The sequence below is a fragment of the Streptomyces sp. CA-146814 genome (genome assembly GCF_050942385.1).
GTDB lineage: Bacteria > Actinomycetota > Actinomycetes > Streptomycetales > Streptomycetaceae > Streptomyces.
Genome location: NZ_CP192068.1, coordinates 2,340,848 through 2,355,065, shown reverse-complemented (window position 1 = coordinate 2,355,065; position 14,218 = coordinate 2,340,848). Strand labels below are relative to the sequence as shown.

Genomic DNA, 14,218 nt, shown 5'->3' with positions numbered 1-14,218 from the left:
AGGAGTCCTCACCCCACCCGCGGCGGAGCCGTCGACCCCCGGATCATCAGCTCGGCCGCGATGGTCGCGATGCCGCCCGGCGGCGGGTCCTCCTTGCCCATGGCCAGCCGTCCGGCCCGCGCGCCCGCCTCGAAGAGCGGCAGCCGTACGGTCGTCAGCGCGGGGACGGCGTCCACCGAGAACGGCAGGTCGTCGAAGCCGGCCACCGAGATGTCCTGCGGGATGCGCAGCCCCTGGTCGCGTACGGCGGCGCAAGCACCCAGCGCCACCGTGTCGTTGGCCGCGACGACGGCGGTGATGCCGGGCTCCCGGCGCAGTATTTCGAGCGTGGCCTCGTAGCCGGAGCGCCGGTCGTAGGGCCCGTGCACGGTGAGCCGCTCCTGGCCCGTGCCCGTGCCCTTCGTGTCCTCCGTGCCCTCCGCGTCCTCCGTGCCCTCCGCGTCGAGCCCGGCAGCGCGCAGGGCCTCGCGGTGGCCCTCCAACCGGTGGCGGGTGGTGGTGCGTTCGGGAGGCCCGGCGACGTAACCGATCCTGCGGTGGCCCAGCGAGATCAGGTGCTCGGTCAACCGCCGCCCGCCGCCCCGGTTGTCGAAGGCGAGCGCGGCGACGAGCGCGTCCCCGTCCGGGAGCGGCGGCCGGCCGCAGAAGACGATCCGGGTGCCGGCGTCGGCCATCTTGGCCAACTTCGCTGCCATGGCCGCCTGGTGGTCCGCGTTCTCGACCGCGCCGCCGGTGAGGACGACGGCTGCGGCGCGCTGGCGCTGGAGGAGGGTGAGGTAGGTCAGCTCGCGCTCGGGCGAGCCGCCGGTGTTGCAGATGACGGCCAGCTTCTCGCCGCCCGCCCGCCCGGACCCGTCCCCGGGCCCGCCGATCTGGGTCTGTGCGGCCCCGGCCATGATCCCGAAGAAGGGGTCCGCGATGTCGTTGACCAGGATCCCGACCAGGTCGGAGGTGGCGGCGGCCAGCGAGCTGGCGGGCCCGTTGAGCACGTAGTCCAGGTCGTCCACCGCGCGCAGGACCCGCTCCCGGGTCGAGGCGGCGACCGGGTAGTTGCCGTTGAGCACACGGGAGACGGTGGCCGGGGACACCCGGGCGCGGGCCGCCACGTCCGCCAGGGTGACTGTCATCGCTTTCCTCCGTGAGGTCACGTGCGGCGCCCCTCTTGTCCGGCCGCTGCCCGCAGGCTAGCGTCATCCCGTATAGAAAGCGCTTGCTACGGCTGTATGGAGGGACCTTCGTGACACGCAGGACAGTGCGCATCGCCATGAACGGCGTCACCGGTCGCATGGGATACCGGCAGCATCTGGTGCGTTCGATCCTCGCGATCCGCGAGCAGGGCGGCCTGGACCTGGGCGACGGCGAGGTGCTCTGGCCGGAGCCCGTCCTCGTCGGCCGCCGCGCCCACGCCCTGGAGGAGCTGGCGGCCCGGCACGGGCTGACCGAGTGGTCGACGGACCTGGACGCGGTGCTCGCGGACGACACGGTCGACATCTACTTCGACGCCCAGGTCACCTCGGCCCGGGTGGAGGCGATCAAGAAGGCGATCGCGGCCGGCAAGCACGTCTATACGGAGAAGCCGACGGCCACGGACGTCGAAGGCGCACTCGACCTGGCCCGCCTCGCACGGGACGCGGGCATCAAGCACGGCGTGGTCCAGGACAAGATCTTCCTGCCGGGCCTACTGAAGCTGAAGCGCCTGATCGACGGCGGCTTCTTCGGCGACATCCTCTCCATCCGGGGAGAGTTCGGCTACTGGGTCTTCGAGGGCGACTGGCAGGAGGCACAGCGCCCGTCGTGGAACTACCGCGCGGAGGACGGCGGCGGCATCGTCGTCGACATGTTCCCGCACTGGGAGTACGTGCTCCACGAGCTGTTCGGCCAGGTCACCTCCGTAACGGCTCATGTGCAGACGCACGTTCCGCGGCGCTGGGACGAGCACGGCAAGCCGTACGAGGCGACCGCCGACGACGCGGCGTACGGGATCTTCCAGCTGGCGGGCGGGGCGGTCGCACAGATCAACTCCTCCTGGACGGTCCGGGTCAACCGCGACGAGCTGGTGGAGTTCCAGGTGGACGGCACGCACGGCTCAGCGGTGGCCGGCCTGCGCAACTGCCGCGTACAGCACCGCTCTTCGACGCCCAAGCCGGTCTGGAACCCGGACCTCCCGGTCACCGAGTCGTTCCGTGACCAGTGGCAGGAGATCCCGGACAACCAGGAGTTCGACAACGGCTTCAAGGCGCAGTGGGAGCTGTTCCTGCGCCATGTGGTGCTGGACGAGCCGTACACCTGGGACCTGCTGGCCGGTGCACGAGGTGTCCAACTCGCCGAGCTGGGACTGAAGTCGTCGGCACAGGGGCGCCGTTTCGAGGTCCCGGAGCTGACGCTGTGACGGCTCCGGTGCTCCTGCCGCAGGGCCCGTACACGCCACGGGCCACCCCGCTGGACCTGGCGGCCGGCGGGGCGCCGCCGACCTCCCGTACGGTCTTCTCGGCGGCCCATGTGGTCGCGGACCCGTACGCGGATGTCAGCCCCGACGACCCGGCGGCCGTCGACTGGGACGCCACGCTCGCCTTCCGCCGCCACCTCTGGTCGCACGGCCTGGGCGTGGCGGAGGCGATGGACACCGCGCAGCGCGGGATGGGCCTGGACTGGGCGGGCGCGGCCGAACTGATCCGCCGGTCGGCGGCGGAGGCGAGGGCGGTGGGTGGCCGGATCGCGTGCGGAGTCGGCACGGACCAGCTACTGCCTTCCACCGAAACGACGTTGGCGGAGGTCGTCGCCGCGTACGAGGAGCAGCTGACGCTGGCCGAGGCGAACGGCGTACAACCGATCCTGATGGCATCGCGCGCGCTGGTGAGGGCGGCGCGCGGCCCGGAGGACTACCTCGCCACCTACGCGCACCTCCTGCGCCAGGCATCCGAGCCGGTGATCCTGCACTGGCTGGGCCCGATGTTCGATCCGGCGCTGGAGGGCTACTGGGGCAGCACGGACCTGGACGAGGCGACGGACACCTTCCTGAAGGTCATCGCCGAACACCCGGACAAGGTCGACGGCATCAAGATCTCGCTCCTGGACGCGGCCCGTGAGATCGACGTACGCCGACGCCTCCCGGGCGGGGTGCGGTGCTACACGGGCGACGACTTCCACTACCCGGAGCTGATCGCGGGCGACGAACGAGGCTTCAGCCACGCGCTGTTGGGCATCTTCGACCCGCTGGGCCCGCTGGCGGCGCAGGCCGTACGGGTCCTGGACACGGGCGATACGGCAGGCTTCCGGGCCCTCCTGGACCCCACGGTCGAACTCTCCCGCCACCTCTTCCAACGGCCCACCCGCTTCTACAAGACGGGCGTGGTCCTCCTGGCCTGGCTGGCCGGCCACCAGGACCACTTCACGATGGCGGGCGGCCTGCAGTCGGCCCGCTCGCTGCCGCACCTGGCGAAGGCGTACCAACTGGCCGACGGCTTGGGCCTGTTCCCGGACCCGGAGCTGGCGGCACACCGTATGCGCGCACTGCTGGCGGTCCACGGAGGAGCACGATGAACGAACAGCTCTCCCGCCTCTCGCTCAACCAGGAGACGATCAAGCAGTGGTCGCTGCCCGAGCTGGCGGAGGGCTGCGTCAAGGCGGGCATCGGCCAGGTGGGCCTGTGGCGGGCGCCGATCCAGGCGTACGGCGTCGAGCGCACGGCGAGGCTCCTGGCGGACGCGGGCCTCACCGTCACCAGCCTCTGCCGGGGCGGCTTCTTCACGGCCCTGGACCCGGCCGAGCGGTCCCGCGCCCTGGACGACAACCGCCGAGCGGTCGACGAGGCGGCGGCCGTCGCCACGGACACCTTGGTCCTGGTCTCCGGCGGCCTCCCGCCCGGCAGCCGCGACCTCCACGGCGCGCGCGAACGCGTGGCGGACGCGCTGGCCGAACTCGGACCGTACGCGGCGGAGCGCGGCGTACGCCTGGCGATCGAACCGCTGCACCCGATGTTCGCGGCGGACCGCTGCGTGATCTCCACCCTGGCCCAGGCCCTGGACCTGGCGGAACGCTTCCCGGCCGAGCAGGTCGGCGTGGTCGTCGACACGTACCACGTCTGGTGGGACGACCAGGCACCCGCGCAGATCGCCCGGGCAGGCGCGGGCGGGCGCATCCATTCCTTCCAGCTGGCCGACTGGATCACCCCGCTCCCGGCGGGCGTCCTGCTGGGCCGGGGCCAACTGGGCGACGGCAGCGTGGACTTCCGCGCGTTCCGTACGCAGGTGGAGGCGGCGGGCTTCGGCGGCCCGATCGAGGTGGAGATCTTCAACGAGGCGCTGTGGGCCCGGGAGGGGGCGGAGGCGCTGGCGGAGGTGGCGGAGCGCTATGTGCAACATGCCTGCTGAGAGGGGTGATCGAAACCGAAGGTAAAGAGATCGTAAAGGGTTGCAACCTTTACGTACCCTCCGGGGTCACACATGGCGTCGGGACTTCCGGGGAGGGGTCCGGGGGGAACGGGAAGGCCCGACGGGGGGAAAGCGAGGGGGGTCCGGCCGCGAGGCCGGGCCCCATTCTTGCTTTCCGCCCTCTTCTTGCGCTGGGGGAGCGGACCGCTGACAGGGGGCCGCCCGGCGGACACCGGACGGCCCCTCCAGTCTCACAGCGTGAGCATGACCCGCGAGGCGGGGATACCGGCGTCTGCGAGCGGCCGCAGCGCCAGCCGTATCAGCGCCAGGGCGTTGTCGTCGCCCGCGATGCGGTTGGCGCTGAGTTCGCCGCAGGTCAGGCAGGCGTGGATGAGCATCCACTCCCCGTCCGCCCGTACCGACAGGCTCAGCGCCGTCATGCGTCCGCCGCAGCCCGCCGCCCGGTCGCCCGGGATCCGCCGGTCCACATGCAGGCTGCCCAGGCAGGACGGGCAGTGGTTGCGGTGGGCGGTGCCCGGCGCGACCACCGAGACATCGAGCCGGCAGCCGACGCACCGGAACGCGTCACCGCGCGCCCCGGCCGACCCGTGAAGCACGTCCTTAGGACGCTGAGGACGACGCGCCCCGCCCGATCGGGCTCCACGCCGCGTCACAGGTCACCGAACGCTTCGAGCGGGAACGGCGGCTGCGCGAGGGGACGTACGGCCATCCGCATCAGGATGAGCTGGTTGTCGTCCCCGCACACGGGGTTCGAGGTCAGCTCGTCGCAGCGGACGCAGCGGTGGACGACCATCCAGTCGCCGGTCCGGAGTACCGCGATGGAGATCGGTGTCATCCGGCCCTCGCAGTCGGAGGGGCCGCCCTCGGCGTGGTCGACGAGGTGCTGGGAGTGCAGACAGCTGGGGCAGTGGTTGCGCCGGCTGCCGTCGGGTGCGGACGCGGCGACGGTCAGGCCGCAGCGGACGCAGGTGAAGGTGGAGAGGGAGGACATGGCTGAGCGGTGCTGGGGGTGGTCGTGTGACACCCGGATACTCCTTGCCGAAGGTGAGGGAAAAGGCAGCAGGGAAGTACCGAGCACCCCTCGCGGCGGAGGGCCGGAGCTGTCGGAGGCCGTGGAGCGTCAGCAGACGGTGAACGTACGGCTGCGCATGAGGTCAGGCCCGGTCGCCCCGGCGCCGTGGGCGCGACGAGGGAGGCTCGGAGTCACTGACCGGGGCATACATCAACTGCTTTCCAGGGCACACGGCCCAGAGGTCACCCGCGGTCGGCACCGCGACAAGGCGGAAGCACCGTAACAACGGCAACGGGAGGCGGACCACCGAATTAGCGAGAGGTGGACCACCGGGTCACGCGGGGCCACGCTCGCTCGCCTGTCCGTTTCCGTCGCTCCGGGTGAAGGACACCAGGTGGGGTACTCGTCGCCGTGCGGCGCGCCGACTACCGGTGGGCCGGCCCGAGGAACAGGAGCGCTCCCGTGCCATCGACGTCCACCACCGCAGCGGCCCCGCCCCGCCGGCGGAGCTGGCTGACGCTCCTCCTGCTGCTCGTGCTCTGCTACGGCGTGGCCGCCGTGGGCGCGACTGCCACGGGCGACGCGGGCAGCACCTACGCCGCCCTGGACCGGCCCGCGTGGGCGCCGCCCGGGTGGCTCTTCGGCCCGGTGTGGACGGTGCTGTACGGGATGATCGCGGTGGCGGGCTGGCTCGTCGCCCGCCGCCCCGGCCCGGGCCGCCGGCCGGCACTCGTGGCGTGGGGCGTGCAGCTGGCGCTGAACGCGCTGTGGACGCCGCTGTTCTTCGCCGCCGAACAGTACGGGCTGGCCTTCCTCGACATCGCCCTGCTGCTGGCGGCCGTGGTGACCACCGCGCTGCTCTCGGCACGGGTGGACCGGCGCGCGGCCTGGCTCCTGGTGCCGTACCTCCTATGGGTCGGCTACGCGGCGGCGCTGAACCTGGCGCTCTGGCTGGCCAACTGATCTTCCCCGGCGCGGGCGGGACCCGGACGACGGCTTATACGTTCGACAGCAGCCCGGGGCGCCAGGCAGAGTGCCTGCCCGTGACGAGCAGCGAACTGTGGACCCGAGAGACCGCCGACCGCTACGACACCGAGGAGGCGGAGAACTCCTCGCCCGCCACCCTGGACCCCATGCTCACCTCCCTGGCCGAACTGGCAGGAGAGGGAAGGGCCTTGGAGTTCGCCATCGGTACGGGACGGGTGGGCGTACCACTCCGGGAACGCGGCGTACCGGTGGCGGGCATCGAACTGTCCGAACCCATGGCGGCGGTGTTGCGCCGCAAGATCGACGAGGAGACGCTCCCGGTGACCATCGGGGACATGGCGACCACGGTCGTCCCCGGTGCCTTCACCCTGGTCTACCTCGTCTACAACACCATCTCGAACCTGCTCACACAGGACGAGCAGGTCGAGTGCTTCCGCAACGCGGCCCGACATCTGGAGCCCGGTGGCCGCTTCGTCATCGAGCTCGGTTTGCCGCCCCTGCGCTCTCTGCCGCCCGGCCAGACCGCGGTGCCGTTCGACGTCTCCGAGCGGCATCTCGGCTTCGACACGTTCGACCTGGTGGAGCAGATCCTCGTCTCGCACCACTTCACACGCGACGGCGACGACGGCCGCTACCGCCGGGGCAACTCCCGCCACCGGTACGCCTGGCCGGCGGAGCTGGACCTGATGGCGAGGATCGCGGGCCTTCAGCCGGAACACCGGGTCGCGGACTGGAACGGAACGCCGTTCACCCAGGACTCCACGAAGCACATCTCCGTGTGGCGCAAGCCGACCTGAAATTTCCTCCACCGGAACCAATCCACCCACCCGCCGGATCCGAACAACACCACGAGGGCTTTGGAACCGGCCCTCACCTCCACCGTTCGGGGGTGCGGCGGCCCGCACCCCCGAACGGCCCCAACGGCGACTGTCCGGCCGCCTCCGGGGTATCCGGCGCACATGGCCTTCATGAAGCGTGTAGCCCTCGCCCCTCGCGCTGTACGTCAACTGCGCCGAGTCCGCTCGGTGTACGCAGGCGGAATGGCGCTCTGCCTCCTGGGACTGCTCCTCCAACTGGACCGCCAAGGAGCAGGCGCCGGCCGCCAGACGGAGATCGCGGCGATCCTGTTGGTGGCGTTCGCAGCGTTGTTCACCCTGACGGTGATCCAACTGTGGCGCCACACGAGGACGGCACACTGCAGCACGGCGAAGAGGCTGACCTCTTCGGCCTGACCAGCGCGGCCTGCGAGTGGGGGCAACGCCATCCATATGCGGGGCCTATTCACCTACCTGGGACCACCCCCGCCTGCGCGGGGACAACACTCCTATGGCCGTACGAACCAGGACCGACACCGGAACACCCCCGCCTGAGCGGGGACAACTCTTCCTGACCTGCACGTTTATAGAGGCTTTGCCATTTCTTGACTCAAGGGTGTGTTGCTCACCAGTACATGGTGACAGAGCGGAACTCCTCACGGACCTTGTCTTTGTTTTGCTGACTGACCCGCCTGCCAGCTGTCGTGAAGCGCTACGGGAGCAAGTGCATTCGCCTCAGGGTGCCCCCTGTCGATCAGCCAGCGCCCCCTCCTCCAGGATGTCCGCCCCCGAAGCGCCGCGTTCGTCAGCTCCTACCTGAACGGGTGAAGGATCAGCGATCGCCGCCATGAGCTGCAGCACCCGGTTCTACGATGGGCGTCCGCGCCGACCCAGGGAGCCGTCGTGTCGGATCACACCCCGGACCATCCGCCGAAGACTCCACCTCCGCCGAAGCGCCCGATCGCCCCACCGCGCCCGAGTACGAGCCTCACGGCCACGGTGGACGCCCGGATGTTGATCCGGAACCGGCGGTCGGCGAACTGGCAGTTGGAGGCAGCCTCCTGGTCGCCGAAGAAGGCGTCGGGCCACGTGCTTCTTCGGCTGCAGGAGTGGGGCTACCGGGAAGTGGGCCGGACAGCAGTAGAGTTGACGGAACTGCTGGTGCGCACAGCGGTCGCGGACGGCGGCCGCAGGGTCTCCGTACACCTTGCTGACCAAGGGCGGCAGGCCCTGATCGTTGCTCTGTCGCACCAACCGGTCCATGCAGTCGCGCACGACTCGGTGCTGCCGGAACTCGCCCGGTTGGGCGCGGTGACGTGCGGAACGGACACGGCGGAGGACGGTCGGCGGGTGTGGGCGGTGCTCGACCTGTAAGCGACTCGTTTGGGACACGTGTGGGCGCCAGCCACCTGCCCGGCCTCGACCGGAACGCCTCGGCCGCGCGAGGATCACGTGGGCCGGGACAAGGTGTGAACATCGAGTGCTTCGACGAGCGGGGGTACGAGAGACGCTCGTGTTCGCCACCGTCACCTTGTGAGCAACGCACCGCGCCCGACCGGTGGCGTGCTTCTTGATCACCGGGCTACGTTCGGTCACGCCCTGGCTACCCGGCCGGGCCCACGATCGCCAGTGTGACGTGGTGGGCTCCGGCCTTCATGCCTTGGGCAGGGCGACCTGGCGGGCGGCGCGGATGCGGTCTTCGGTGGTACGCCGGTGGGCGATTGCGCCCGGTTAGGCGTCATGACTCGGTAAAGACGCCCCGCCGGGGGTCCCGCAGAGCAAACACCCCCGCTCGCGCGGGGACCACGTCCGGCACCGGCTTACCGGCGAGGGTCTGCACGGAGCACCCCCGCTCGCGCAGGGACCACTCGGCGACGGAGAGAGTGCGAGACATCATGTCCGGATCACCCCCGCTCGCGCAGGGACCACAAGTACGAGGCCGCCCAGGTGGCCCGCGAGCACGGATCACCCCCCCTCGCGCGGGGACCACGCCGGAGCGGGGGCCGGCACGTCCTGGGGAAGCGGATCACCCCCGCTCGCGCGGGGACCACTTCCTGAGCTGCTCGTTTATAGGGCCTTTGCAAACCCTCGACCTTGATCCTCGCATTCGCTGCTCACGCCTGCGTGGTGGCAGACAGAGCGCTGAAGTGGCCGAGGCACCTCCACGTCCGCCAAATCATCAGATCCAACCGGTAAGTTCACCTCAGCGAGCTGCACCCGATGGTCACGCCGTGCGTATCGTCCCCGGCCAGGCCTCAGAAGCACGCTCCACCCGCCTACCCAGCCAATCAGCCCCGCCCCCTCCACTGTTCACCCCCGCAGATCACCCAGTCGGGCAAGGGCATCACGCGCGGCCTCCCGCTCCTTCGTGTCGAGTTGGACCGAGTCGGCCTCCTCCAGCCACTTCTGCGCCCCCTCCGCGTCCCCCAGCCGCTGCGCGATGTCCCCGCGCAGGAGCAGCAGTTGCACCCGCTGTACCGGAGTCGGCCGCTCGTCCTCCAGGTTCAGCACCCGGTCGATGATCCTGGCGGCCCCCGGGTAGTCCTGCTTGGAGTCCGCGAACAGGTCCGCCATGTGCAAGGCCCGGGCGAACGTCTCCTTCGGGGCGGTTGCTGCGGGCTCCTCGGTGTCGGCGTTGCCGAGCGTCTGGCCCACCCGGATCGTGTTGCCGGTCGGGTCGGTCGTCAGGAACTGCCGTACTCCGTACGACATGTCCTTCAGCGGGCCGATACGCGGCAGCCCTCGCGTCGGGATGCGTCCGTACGCGGCCTTGAGGCCCGAGCGGAAGGCCGCGTGCAGGCCGTCCACGTCGTCGGTGAGCACGTAGCAGGTCGAGTGCGACGAGGCCGGGTCGTAGTCCTTCATGCCGTACAGCTGTATCTCGACGGCTCCCCGCTCGACCACCGCGTACGCGTACGGGCTCTTCTGCAGGTGCGTCGTCTCGAAGCCCAGGGCTGTGTAGAAGTCGACCACGGACTGGATCAGTTCCGTCCGGCATGGCAGCAGCGGAATGGTCTTCTCTGTCCTGACGCCGACCCTAGTCAAGTTTGAGTAGCCGGGCAATGAGTCATGACAACGGCCCCGTCAGGTCGGTGACCGTGACGGGGCCGCTGGTGAGTCGTCGTATGCCAGGTGTCAGGCGGCGAGCTCGCCGTGCTTGACGGCGGTGACGAACCGGGTCCAGTCCTGGGTGGAGAACATCAGCGCGGGGCCGTTCGCCGCCTTGCTGTCGCGTACGGGGACGGTGGCGTGGCCCCGCGCGACCTCAAGGCACTCGCCCTGGCCGCCGCCGCTGTAGCTGGACTTGAACCAGCCCGTGAGCGTGGACGCGTCCGCAACGCTCCGCCTACTGCTGCTGACCATGTTCGTGCTCCTCCGCTGCGGCCCGTACCCGGGCCACCGACTCCTGGTGCGACAACGCATCGCTCAGAGCGAGATCGTAGGCCGTGCGGCTGAATGCCACCAAGCGCGGATCATCCATCAAGTTGCCGGTCTGGAAGCCCTCGACGTACGCCACCGGAGCGGAGTCGGCGAAACTCATCAGTGTCAGCAGGCTCTCCTGGAGAGAGTGGGCTCCCACATCGAAGGGCAGCACGTGCAGCCGCAGCCGTCCTGCGTCAGCCATGTCCGCGATCTTCCGCAGCTGCCTGGCCATCACCTGCGGGCCGCCGACCCGCCGCCGCAGCACCGCCTCGTCCAGCAGAGTCCACAGCACCGGATTCATCGGGCCGTGGAGAATGCGGGCGCGCTCCGTTCGGTTGACGACGTCCTGGTCAACCTCCTCCTGGCGGTGGTTGGGCCGGTACGCCTGGAACAAGGCCCGTGCGTAGTCGTTCGTCTGCAGCAGGCCCGGTACGAGTGACAGTGCGAACTGCTGGATGAGTACTGCTTGCAGCTCCAGCTCCGCAACCGCCGCGAAATGGTCGGCGTACTTTGTCTCCAGGTCCTGCAGCCACCGCTCGAAGAACCCGTCCGTCTCCAGCGCCCGGTCGATCCGCCGCGCGTCGTCCGGACTCGGCAGCCGCCGCCCCGCCTCGTAATGGCTGATGAGCGTCGGTGAGCAGACCACCTGCTCGGCCAGCGCCTCCTGGGTCAACCCGGCTGCCATGCGGCGCAGCTTCAGCTCCTCGCCGTACTTCTGCCGTGCCGTACGCGGCTGTCCGTCTGCCTTCATACGCGCCCAACTCCTCGATCTGACCAGCGTGCTGTCATGCCCGACCCCCTGGAAGCGTAGCGACCCGCGACCCCACTCTGTGATGGATTCGCTACGGAAAGAAGCGATGCCCGTCCGGCCCGAACGACGAGAGAGCAGGCCCCATGACGTACGCCCTTGCCCGCGCCCTGGAACCGCTGCCGCCGCCCCCGAGTCTTCGCTCCGGCCCCGAGAGCGAGGCCGCCGCATGAGGGTGGCCGGAGAGCGGGACGCCTCCGCCGCGCGGCTGCTGCCGTGGACGGGTACGGGTGGCAAGCCCTGCTACGTCGTCGGGGACGGCACCGGCTATGTGTCGCGGAAGGCCGACGAGGTGGAGGAGATCCAGCTCGACATGGCCGACGAACTGCTCGGCCACGCCGCCGATCTGCTGGCCGAGGCCGAGGTCGAGTCCGAGGCCCACGCCACCGCGCCGCAACTCCGCTTCCTCGCCAGCAGGTTGTGCGAGTCGCTGGAGCAGGTCAAGCGGATCGCGGAGAGCAGGGGTTCCCGGTTGGAGGCGGTGTTCCCTCAGTCCCAGCCGGACAGCGAGATCAGCCCGTAGCGGCACTCCGGACCGTCCCCGCGCACGCGGAGACGGTCCTCCACCGAGCCCTCGGCTACCGGCTCCGGGTCGGCAGCCAGGTGTCGATGACCTCCGCGACAAGGGCGGCGCCGCGGCTGTTCTGGTGGATGTGGTCGGTCGTGAGTACGAGGCCCCGGCGCCGCGCGACCGTGTCGAGGCTGCGGCCCAGAACGGCGCGCCGGACGAGGACGCCGAGGCCGGCCGCGGGCGTCGGCTCCCGGTACGGGATCGGCGGCGGGTCCGCTCGGCGTAGCTCCTCGGTCTGGCGTTCGTGGAGCGGGAGGTAGGCCGCCCCGGTGGTGGTGGCGACCTCGGCGATCACCCGGCTGTACGCCTGCGATGCCTGCGCCGCAGCTCCGTCGAGTTGCTGGCCGAGGACCGGGAGCGACAGCAGGCCGATCGTCGCGTCGGTCTCCGTTCGCAGCCGTTCGACGACGGCTCCCAGGCACTGCTGGAACCAGCCGGCCGACGGGCGCTCGGGGAGGTGCTTGCGCTTCATGGCCCGCTCGACGGGGTAGCCGGCGAGGCTCGCCCGGGCGTCGTTGGTCCCGATCAGGACGGTGATCACGTCGGGCGGGTCCGCGACGACGGCATCGAGGCGCCGCGAGAGGTTGTAGGCGAAGTCGCCGTTGGCGCCGAAGCGGGTGAGCCGCAGGTCGCCGGGAGGGTGGCGTCGTTCGAGAAGGTCCAGGTAGTCGGTGCTGAGCTGCGCGCGGGTGAGGCTGTCACCGAGGCACGCGACGTGTGTCGTCACGGCGCTTGCGGGCCGGGCGTCCCGACGTGCTCGGTCGGGTTGACGTCGGTCCGGGGGCGGTGGTCGGTGCCGAGGCCGGCGGTGATGGTCAGGATGGACGCCGGTCCCGCCATGTCGACCGCGTGCCATGTCCCGGCCGGGTTGACGGTGGCCTCGCCCGGCCCGAGCACGACGCGGTGGGGCACCCCATCCACCTCGCGGGTGACCGTCACCGACCCGGTGAGGCAGACGACCAGTTCGTCGCCGGCGGGGTGGCGCTCCCAGTGGTCGCCGGGGCCGTCGCCGTCGAAGATGGCCACCATCCGGCCCTCGGCGCCGTCCTCCGCGACGGCGGCGCTGTATGCCTGGAGCACCTCCGGGTCCCAGGCGAAGCCCTCGACGGGTTTCGCCCGCGATCCCAGCCCGAGGTGTACGGGGGTGGTCCGCAGGTCGACGGCGTTGGGTTCGTGGTTGACGAGTCTCATACCGACGATCGTCACAGGGCGGGGTTCGGGCGGTCTTGAAGGAAAGGGAACAGCGGAAGGGGAGCGCGGCGGGCTACCCGTCGGTGACTAGCCGGTCCCGAGGAGGACTTCGCCGCGACGCCAGGCCGTCGGCGATCGGCCGGTGAACTCGCGCCAGTCCCGTACGAGATGAGCCTGGTCGGCATAGCCGGAGACGGTCGCCACATCGGCCCACGGGAGCGGGGCGTGCACCGTCGCCAGTTCGTGCGCGTGCTCGAAGCGCAGAACGCGGGCGAAGGTCTTCGGCGGCAGGCCCACCTCATCGCGAAACCGCTCGGTGAGGTAACGACGGCTCCAGCCCAGTTCCGCGGCGACCGCCTCGACCTGGACGCGGCCCCGCGCGGCGACCAGGCGGCGCCATGCCTCGGCCACCTCGGGGCGCACCCGGGGCACGCGATCTCCGTCGGCGCCGCGGCCGACGGCTCGCAGGAGCAGCTCGTCGAGCACGGCGAACCGCGCGGCCCATGTCGTCGCCGCTCTGAGCCGGTCGATCAGCTCGACGCCGAGCGCTCCGAGAAGATCGTCGAGCGGGACCAGCTGGTGGGCGAGCGCGGCGGCGGGCATCCCGTAGACGGCCCGGGCCCCGAGCGGCGTCAGTGACACCTGCACGCCTTGCTGGCGTCCGTCGTGGTGGATCGCGACGGACCGGCTCATCAGACCGCCGGCCACGCTGCCGAACCGGGTGACCGGTGACCCGTCGTCGACGCCCGCCGCCACCTGCAGCGGGTCGGCCAGGCTGATCACCGCGGTGAGCACGCGACCCGGCGGACCGCAGTGCACCCCCGCCGGGAACCCGCGCAGGTCGAACCCGGCATACGAGCCGACGTACCGCCGCAAGGCAGGCGCCGGGCGTGCATCGATCCTGGTGGCCGTATGGTCCTGCACTCTCATCAGTGTACAAACCGGCGAGTGCGGCAAGTTGGCCGTCCGAAACAGCACGTGGGAGCAGCACGCGGGAACAGTACGCGGGAACAGTACGCG

17 protein-coding genes are annotated in these 14,218 nt (G+C 70.6%); 8 read left to right on the top strand and 9 right to left on the bottom strand.

Annotated features, from left to right (window positions below; all coding sequences use genetic code 11):
• Positions 1-8: 8 nt before the first annotated feature.
• Positions 9-1,127 (bottom strand): LacI family DNA-binding transcriptional regulator, encoded by a 1,119-nt coding sequence (locus ACQP09_RS10430; RefSeq protein WP_433397830.1) that lies wholly within the window; start codon positions 1,125-1,127, stop codon positions 9-11.
• Between the two features lie 110 nt (positions 1,128-1,237).
• Between ACQP09_RS10430 and ACQP09_RS10425 the strand changes: the two genes are divergently transcribed.
• From ACQP09_RS10425 to ACQP09_RS10415, 3 genes are read left to right on the top strand one after another with little or no spacing between them, the layout of a single operon-like run.
• Positions 1,238-2,389 carry a Gfo/Idh/MocA family protein gene (locus ACQP09_RS10425; RefSeq protein ID WP_433397828.1) on the top strand — a complete coding sequence of 384 codons (1,152 nt, stop codon included), beginning with the start codon at positions 1,238-1,240 and terminating at the stop codon, positions 2,387-2,389.
• Positions 2,386-3,540: a dihydrodipicolinate synthase family protein gene (locus ACQP09_RS10420; RefSeq protein ID WP_433397826.1), complete on the top strand. Its 1,155-nt coding sequence runs from the start codon at positions 2,386-2,388 to the stop codon at positions 3,538-3,540. Before ACQP09_RS10425 ends, ACQP09_RS10420 begins: the two co-directional genes overlap by 4 nt.
• Positions 3,537-4,370 carry a sugar phosphate isomerase/epimerase family protein gene (locus tag ACQP09_RS10415; protein WP_433397824.1) on the top strand — a complete coding sequence of 278 codons (834 nt, stop codon included), beginning with the start codon at positions 3,537-3,539 and terminating at the stop codon, positions 4,368-4,370. The genes ACQP09_RS10420 and ACQP09_RS10415 overlap by 4 nt, the downstream gene beginning before the upstream one ends.
• Before the next feature lie 251 nt (positions 4,371-4,621).
• On the opposite strand, the gene ACQP09_RS10410 is transcribed toward ACQP09_RS10415, so the two are convergent.
• Positions 4,622-5,044, bottom strand: a complete 423-nt coding sequence (locus ACQP09_RS10410) for an RNHCP domain-containing protein (protein ID WP_433397823.1) — start codon at positions 5,042-5,044, stop codon at positions 4,622-4,624.
• Positions 5,041-5,382 (bottom strand): RNHCP domain-containing protein, encoded by a 342-nt coding sequence (locus ACQP09_RS10405; RefSeq protein ID WP_356751532.1) that lies wholly within the window; start codon positions 5,380-5,382, stop codon positions 5,041-5,043. The genes ACQP09_RS10410 and ACQP09_RS10405 overlap by 4 nt, the downstream gene beginning before the upstream one ends.
• A gap of 483 nt (positions 5,383-5,865) precedes the next feature.
• Between ACQP09_RS10405 and ACQP09_RS10400 the strand changes: the two genes are divergently transcribed.
• From ACQP09_RS10400 to ACQP09_RS10385, 4 genes are all read left to right on the top strand, one after another.
• Positions 5,866-6,366: a TspO/MBR family protein gene (locus ACQP09_RS10400; RefSeq protein WP_433397821.1), complete on the top strand. Its 501-nt coding sequence runs from the start codon at positions 5,866-5,868 to the stop codon at positions 6,364-6,366.
• Between the two features lie 80 nt (positions 6,367-6,446).
• Positions 6,447-7,187: a class I SAM-dependent DNA methyltransferase gene (locus ACQP09_RS10395; protein WP_433397819.1), complete on the top strand. Its 741-nt coding sequence runs from the start codon at positions 6,447-6,449 to the stop codon at positions 7,185-7,187.
• 162 nt (positions 7,188-7,349) lie between these two features.
• Positions 7,350-7,622 (top strand): hypothetical protein, encoded by a 273-nt coding sequence (locus ACQP09_RS10390; RefSeq protein WP_433397817.1) that lies wholly within the window; start codon positions 7,350-7,352, stop codon positions 7,620-7,622.
• Positions 7,623-8,216: 594 nt separating this feature from the next.
• On the top strand, positions 8,217-8,579 hold the full coding sequence (locus tag ACQP09_RS10385; RefSeq protein WP_433397815.1) for a hypothetical protein: 363 nt from the start codon (positions 8,217-8,219) through the stop codon (positions 8,577-8,579).
• 936 nt (positions 8,580-9,515) lie between these two features.
• Here the strand turns inward: ACQP09_RS10385 and ACQP09_RS10380 are convergent.
• The 3 genes from ACQP09_RS10380 to ACQP09_RS10370 all read right to left on the bottom strand — a co-directional run bounded on the left by ACQP09_RS10380 (position 9,516) and on the right by ACQP09_RS10370 (position 11,379).
• On the bottom strand, positions 9,516-10,178 hold the full coding sequence (locus ACQP09_RS10380) for a VOC family protein (RefSeq protein WP_433397813.1): 663 nt from the start codon (positions 10,176-10,178) through the stop codon (positions 9,516-9,518).
• Positions 10,179-10,340: 162 nt separating this feature from the next.
• Positions 10,341-10,568 carry a DUF397 domain-containing protein gene (locus ACQP09_RS10375; protein ID WP_433397812.1) on the bottom strand — a complete coding sequence of 76 codons (228 nt, stop codon included), beginning with the start codon at positions 10,566-10,568 and terminating at the stop codon, positions 10,341-10,343.
• Complete coding sequence (locus ACQP09_RS10370) at positions 10,552-11,379, bottom strand: helix-turn-helix domain-containing protein (protein WP_433397810.1); 828 nt, start codon at positions 11,377-11,379, stop codon at positions 10,552-10,554. Before ACQP09_RS10370 ends, ACQP09_RS10375 begins: the two co-directional genes overlap by 17 nt.
• A gap of 226 nt (positions 11,380-11,605) precedes the next feature.
• Here ACQP09_RS10370 and ACQP09_RS10365 point away from each other — a divergent pair, with 226 nt between their 5' ends.
• Positions 11,606-11,959 carry a hypothetical protein gene (locus tag ACQP09_RS10365; protein ID WP_433397808.1) on the top strand — a complete coding sequence of 118 codons (354 nt, stop codon included), beginning with the start codon at positions 11,606-11,608 and terminating at the stop codon, positions 11,957-11,959.
• A gap of 55 nt (positions 11,960-12,014) precedes the next feature.
• On the opposite strand, the gene ACQP09_RS10360 is transcribed toward ACQP09_RS10365, so the two are convergent.
• The 3 genes from ACQP09_RS10360 to ACQP09_RS10350 form a co-directional block, all read right to left on the bottom strand.
• Positions 12,015-12,734 carry an SGNH/GDSL hydrolase family protein gene (locus ACQP09_RS10360; RefSeq protein ID WP_433397806.1) on the bottom strand — a complete coding sequence of 240 codons (720 nt, stop codon included), beginning with the start codon at positions 12,732-12,734 and terminating at the stop codon, positions 12,015-12,017.
• A complete protein-coding gene (locus tag ACQP09_RS10355) occupies positions 12,731-13,198 on the bottom strand; it encodes a cupin domain-containing protein (protein ID WP_433397804.1) in 468 nt (155 codons plus the stop codon). The genes ACQP09_RS10360 and ACQP09_RS10355 overlap by 4 nt, the downstream gene beginning before the upstream one ends.
• Positions 13,199-13,285: 87 nt before the next feature.
• Complete coding sequence (locus tag ACQP09_RS10350) at positions 13,286-14,122, bottom strand: helix-turn-helix domain-containing protein (RefSeq protein WP_433397802.1); 837 nt, start codon at positions 14,120-14,122, stop codon at positions 13,286-13,288.
• Positions 14,123-14,218 lie beyond the last annotated feature (96 nt).

Excerpts from the sequence above, each read along its gene's own strand:
- ACQP09_RS10430 (WP_433397830.1), bottom strand. The coding sequence starts at position 1,127 with ATGACAGTCACCCTGGCGGACGTGGCGGCCCGCGCCCGGGTGTCCCCG.
- ACQP09_RS10385 (WP_433397815.1), top strand. The coding sequence starts at position 8,217 with ATGTTGATCCGGAACCGGCGGTCGGCGAACTGGCAGTTGGAGGCAGCC.
- ACQP09_RS10365 (WP_433397808.1), top strand. The coding sequence starts at position 11,606 with ATGAGGGTGGCCGGAGAGCGGGACGCCTCCGCCGCGCGGCTGCTGCCG.
- ACQP09_RS10415 (WP_433397824.1), top strand. The coding sequence starts at position 3,537 with ATGAACGAACAGCTCTCCCGCCTCTCGCTCAACCAGGAGACGATCAAG.
- ACQP09_RS10390 (WP_433397817.1), top strand. The coding sequence starts at position 7,350 with ATGGCCTTCATGAAGCGTGTAGCCCTCGCCCCTCGCGCTGTACGTCAA.
- ACQP09_RS10370 (WP_433397810.1), bottom strand. The coding sequence starts at position 11,379 with ATGAAGGCAGACGGACAGCCGCGTACGGCACGGCAGAAGTACGGCGAG.
- ACQP09_RS10405 (WP_356751532.1), bottom strand. The coding sequence starts at position 5,382 with ATGTCCTCCCTCTCCACCTTCACCTGCGTCCGCTGCGGCCTGACCGTC.
- ACQP09_RS10355 (WP_433397804.1), bottom strand. The coding sequence starts at position 13,198 with ATGAGACTCGTCAACCACGAACCCAACGCCGTCGACCTGCGGACCACC.
- ACQP09_RS10375 (WP_433397812.1), bottom strand. The coding sequence starts at position 10,568 with ATGGTCAGCAGCAGTAGGCGGAGCGTTGCGGACGCGTCCACGCTCACG.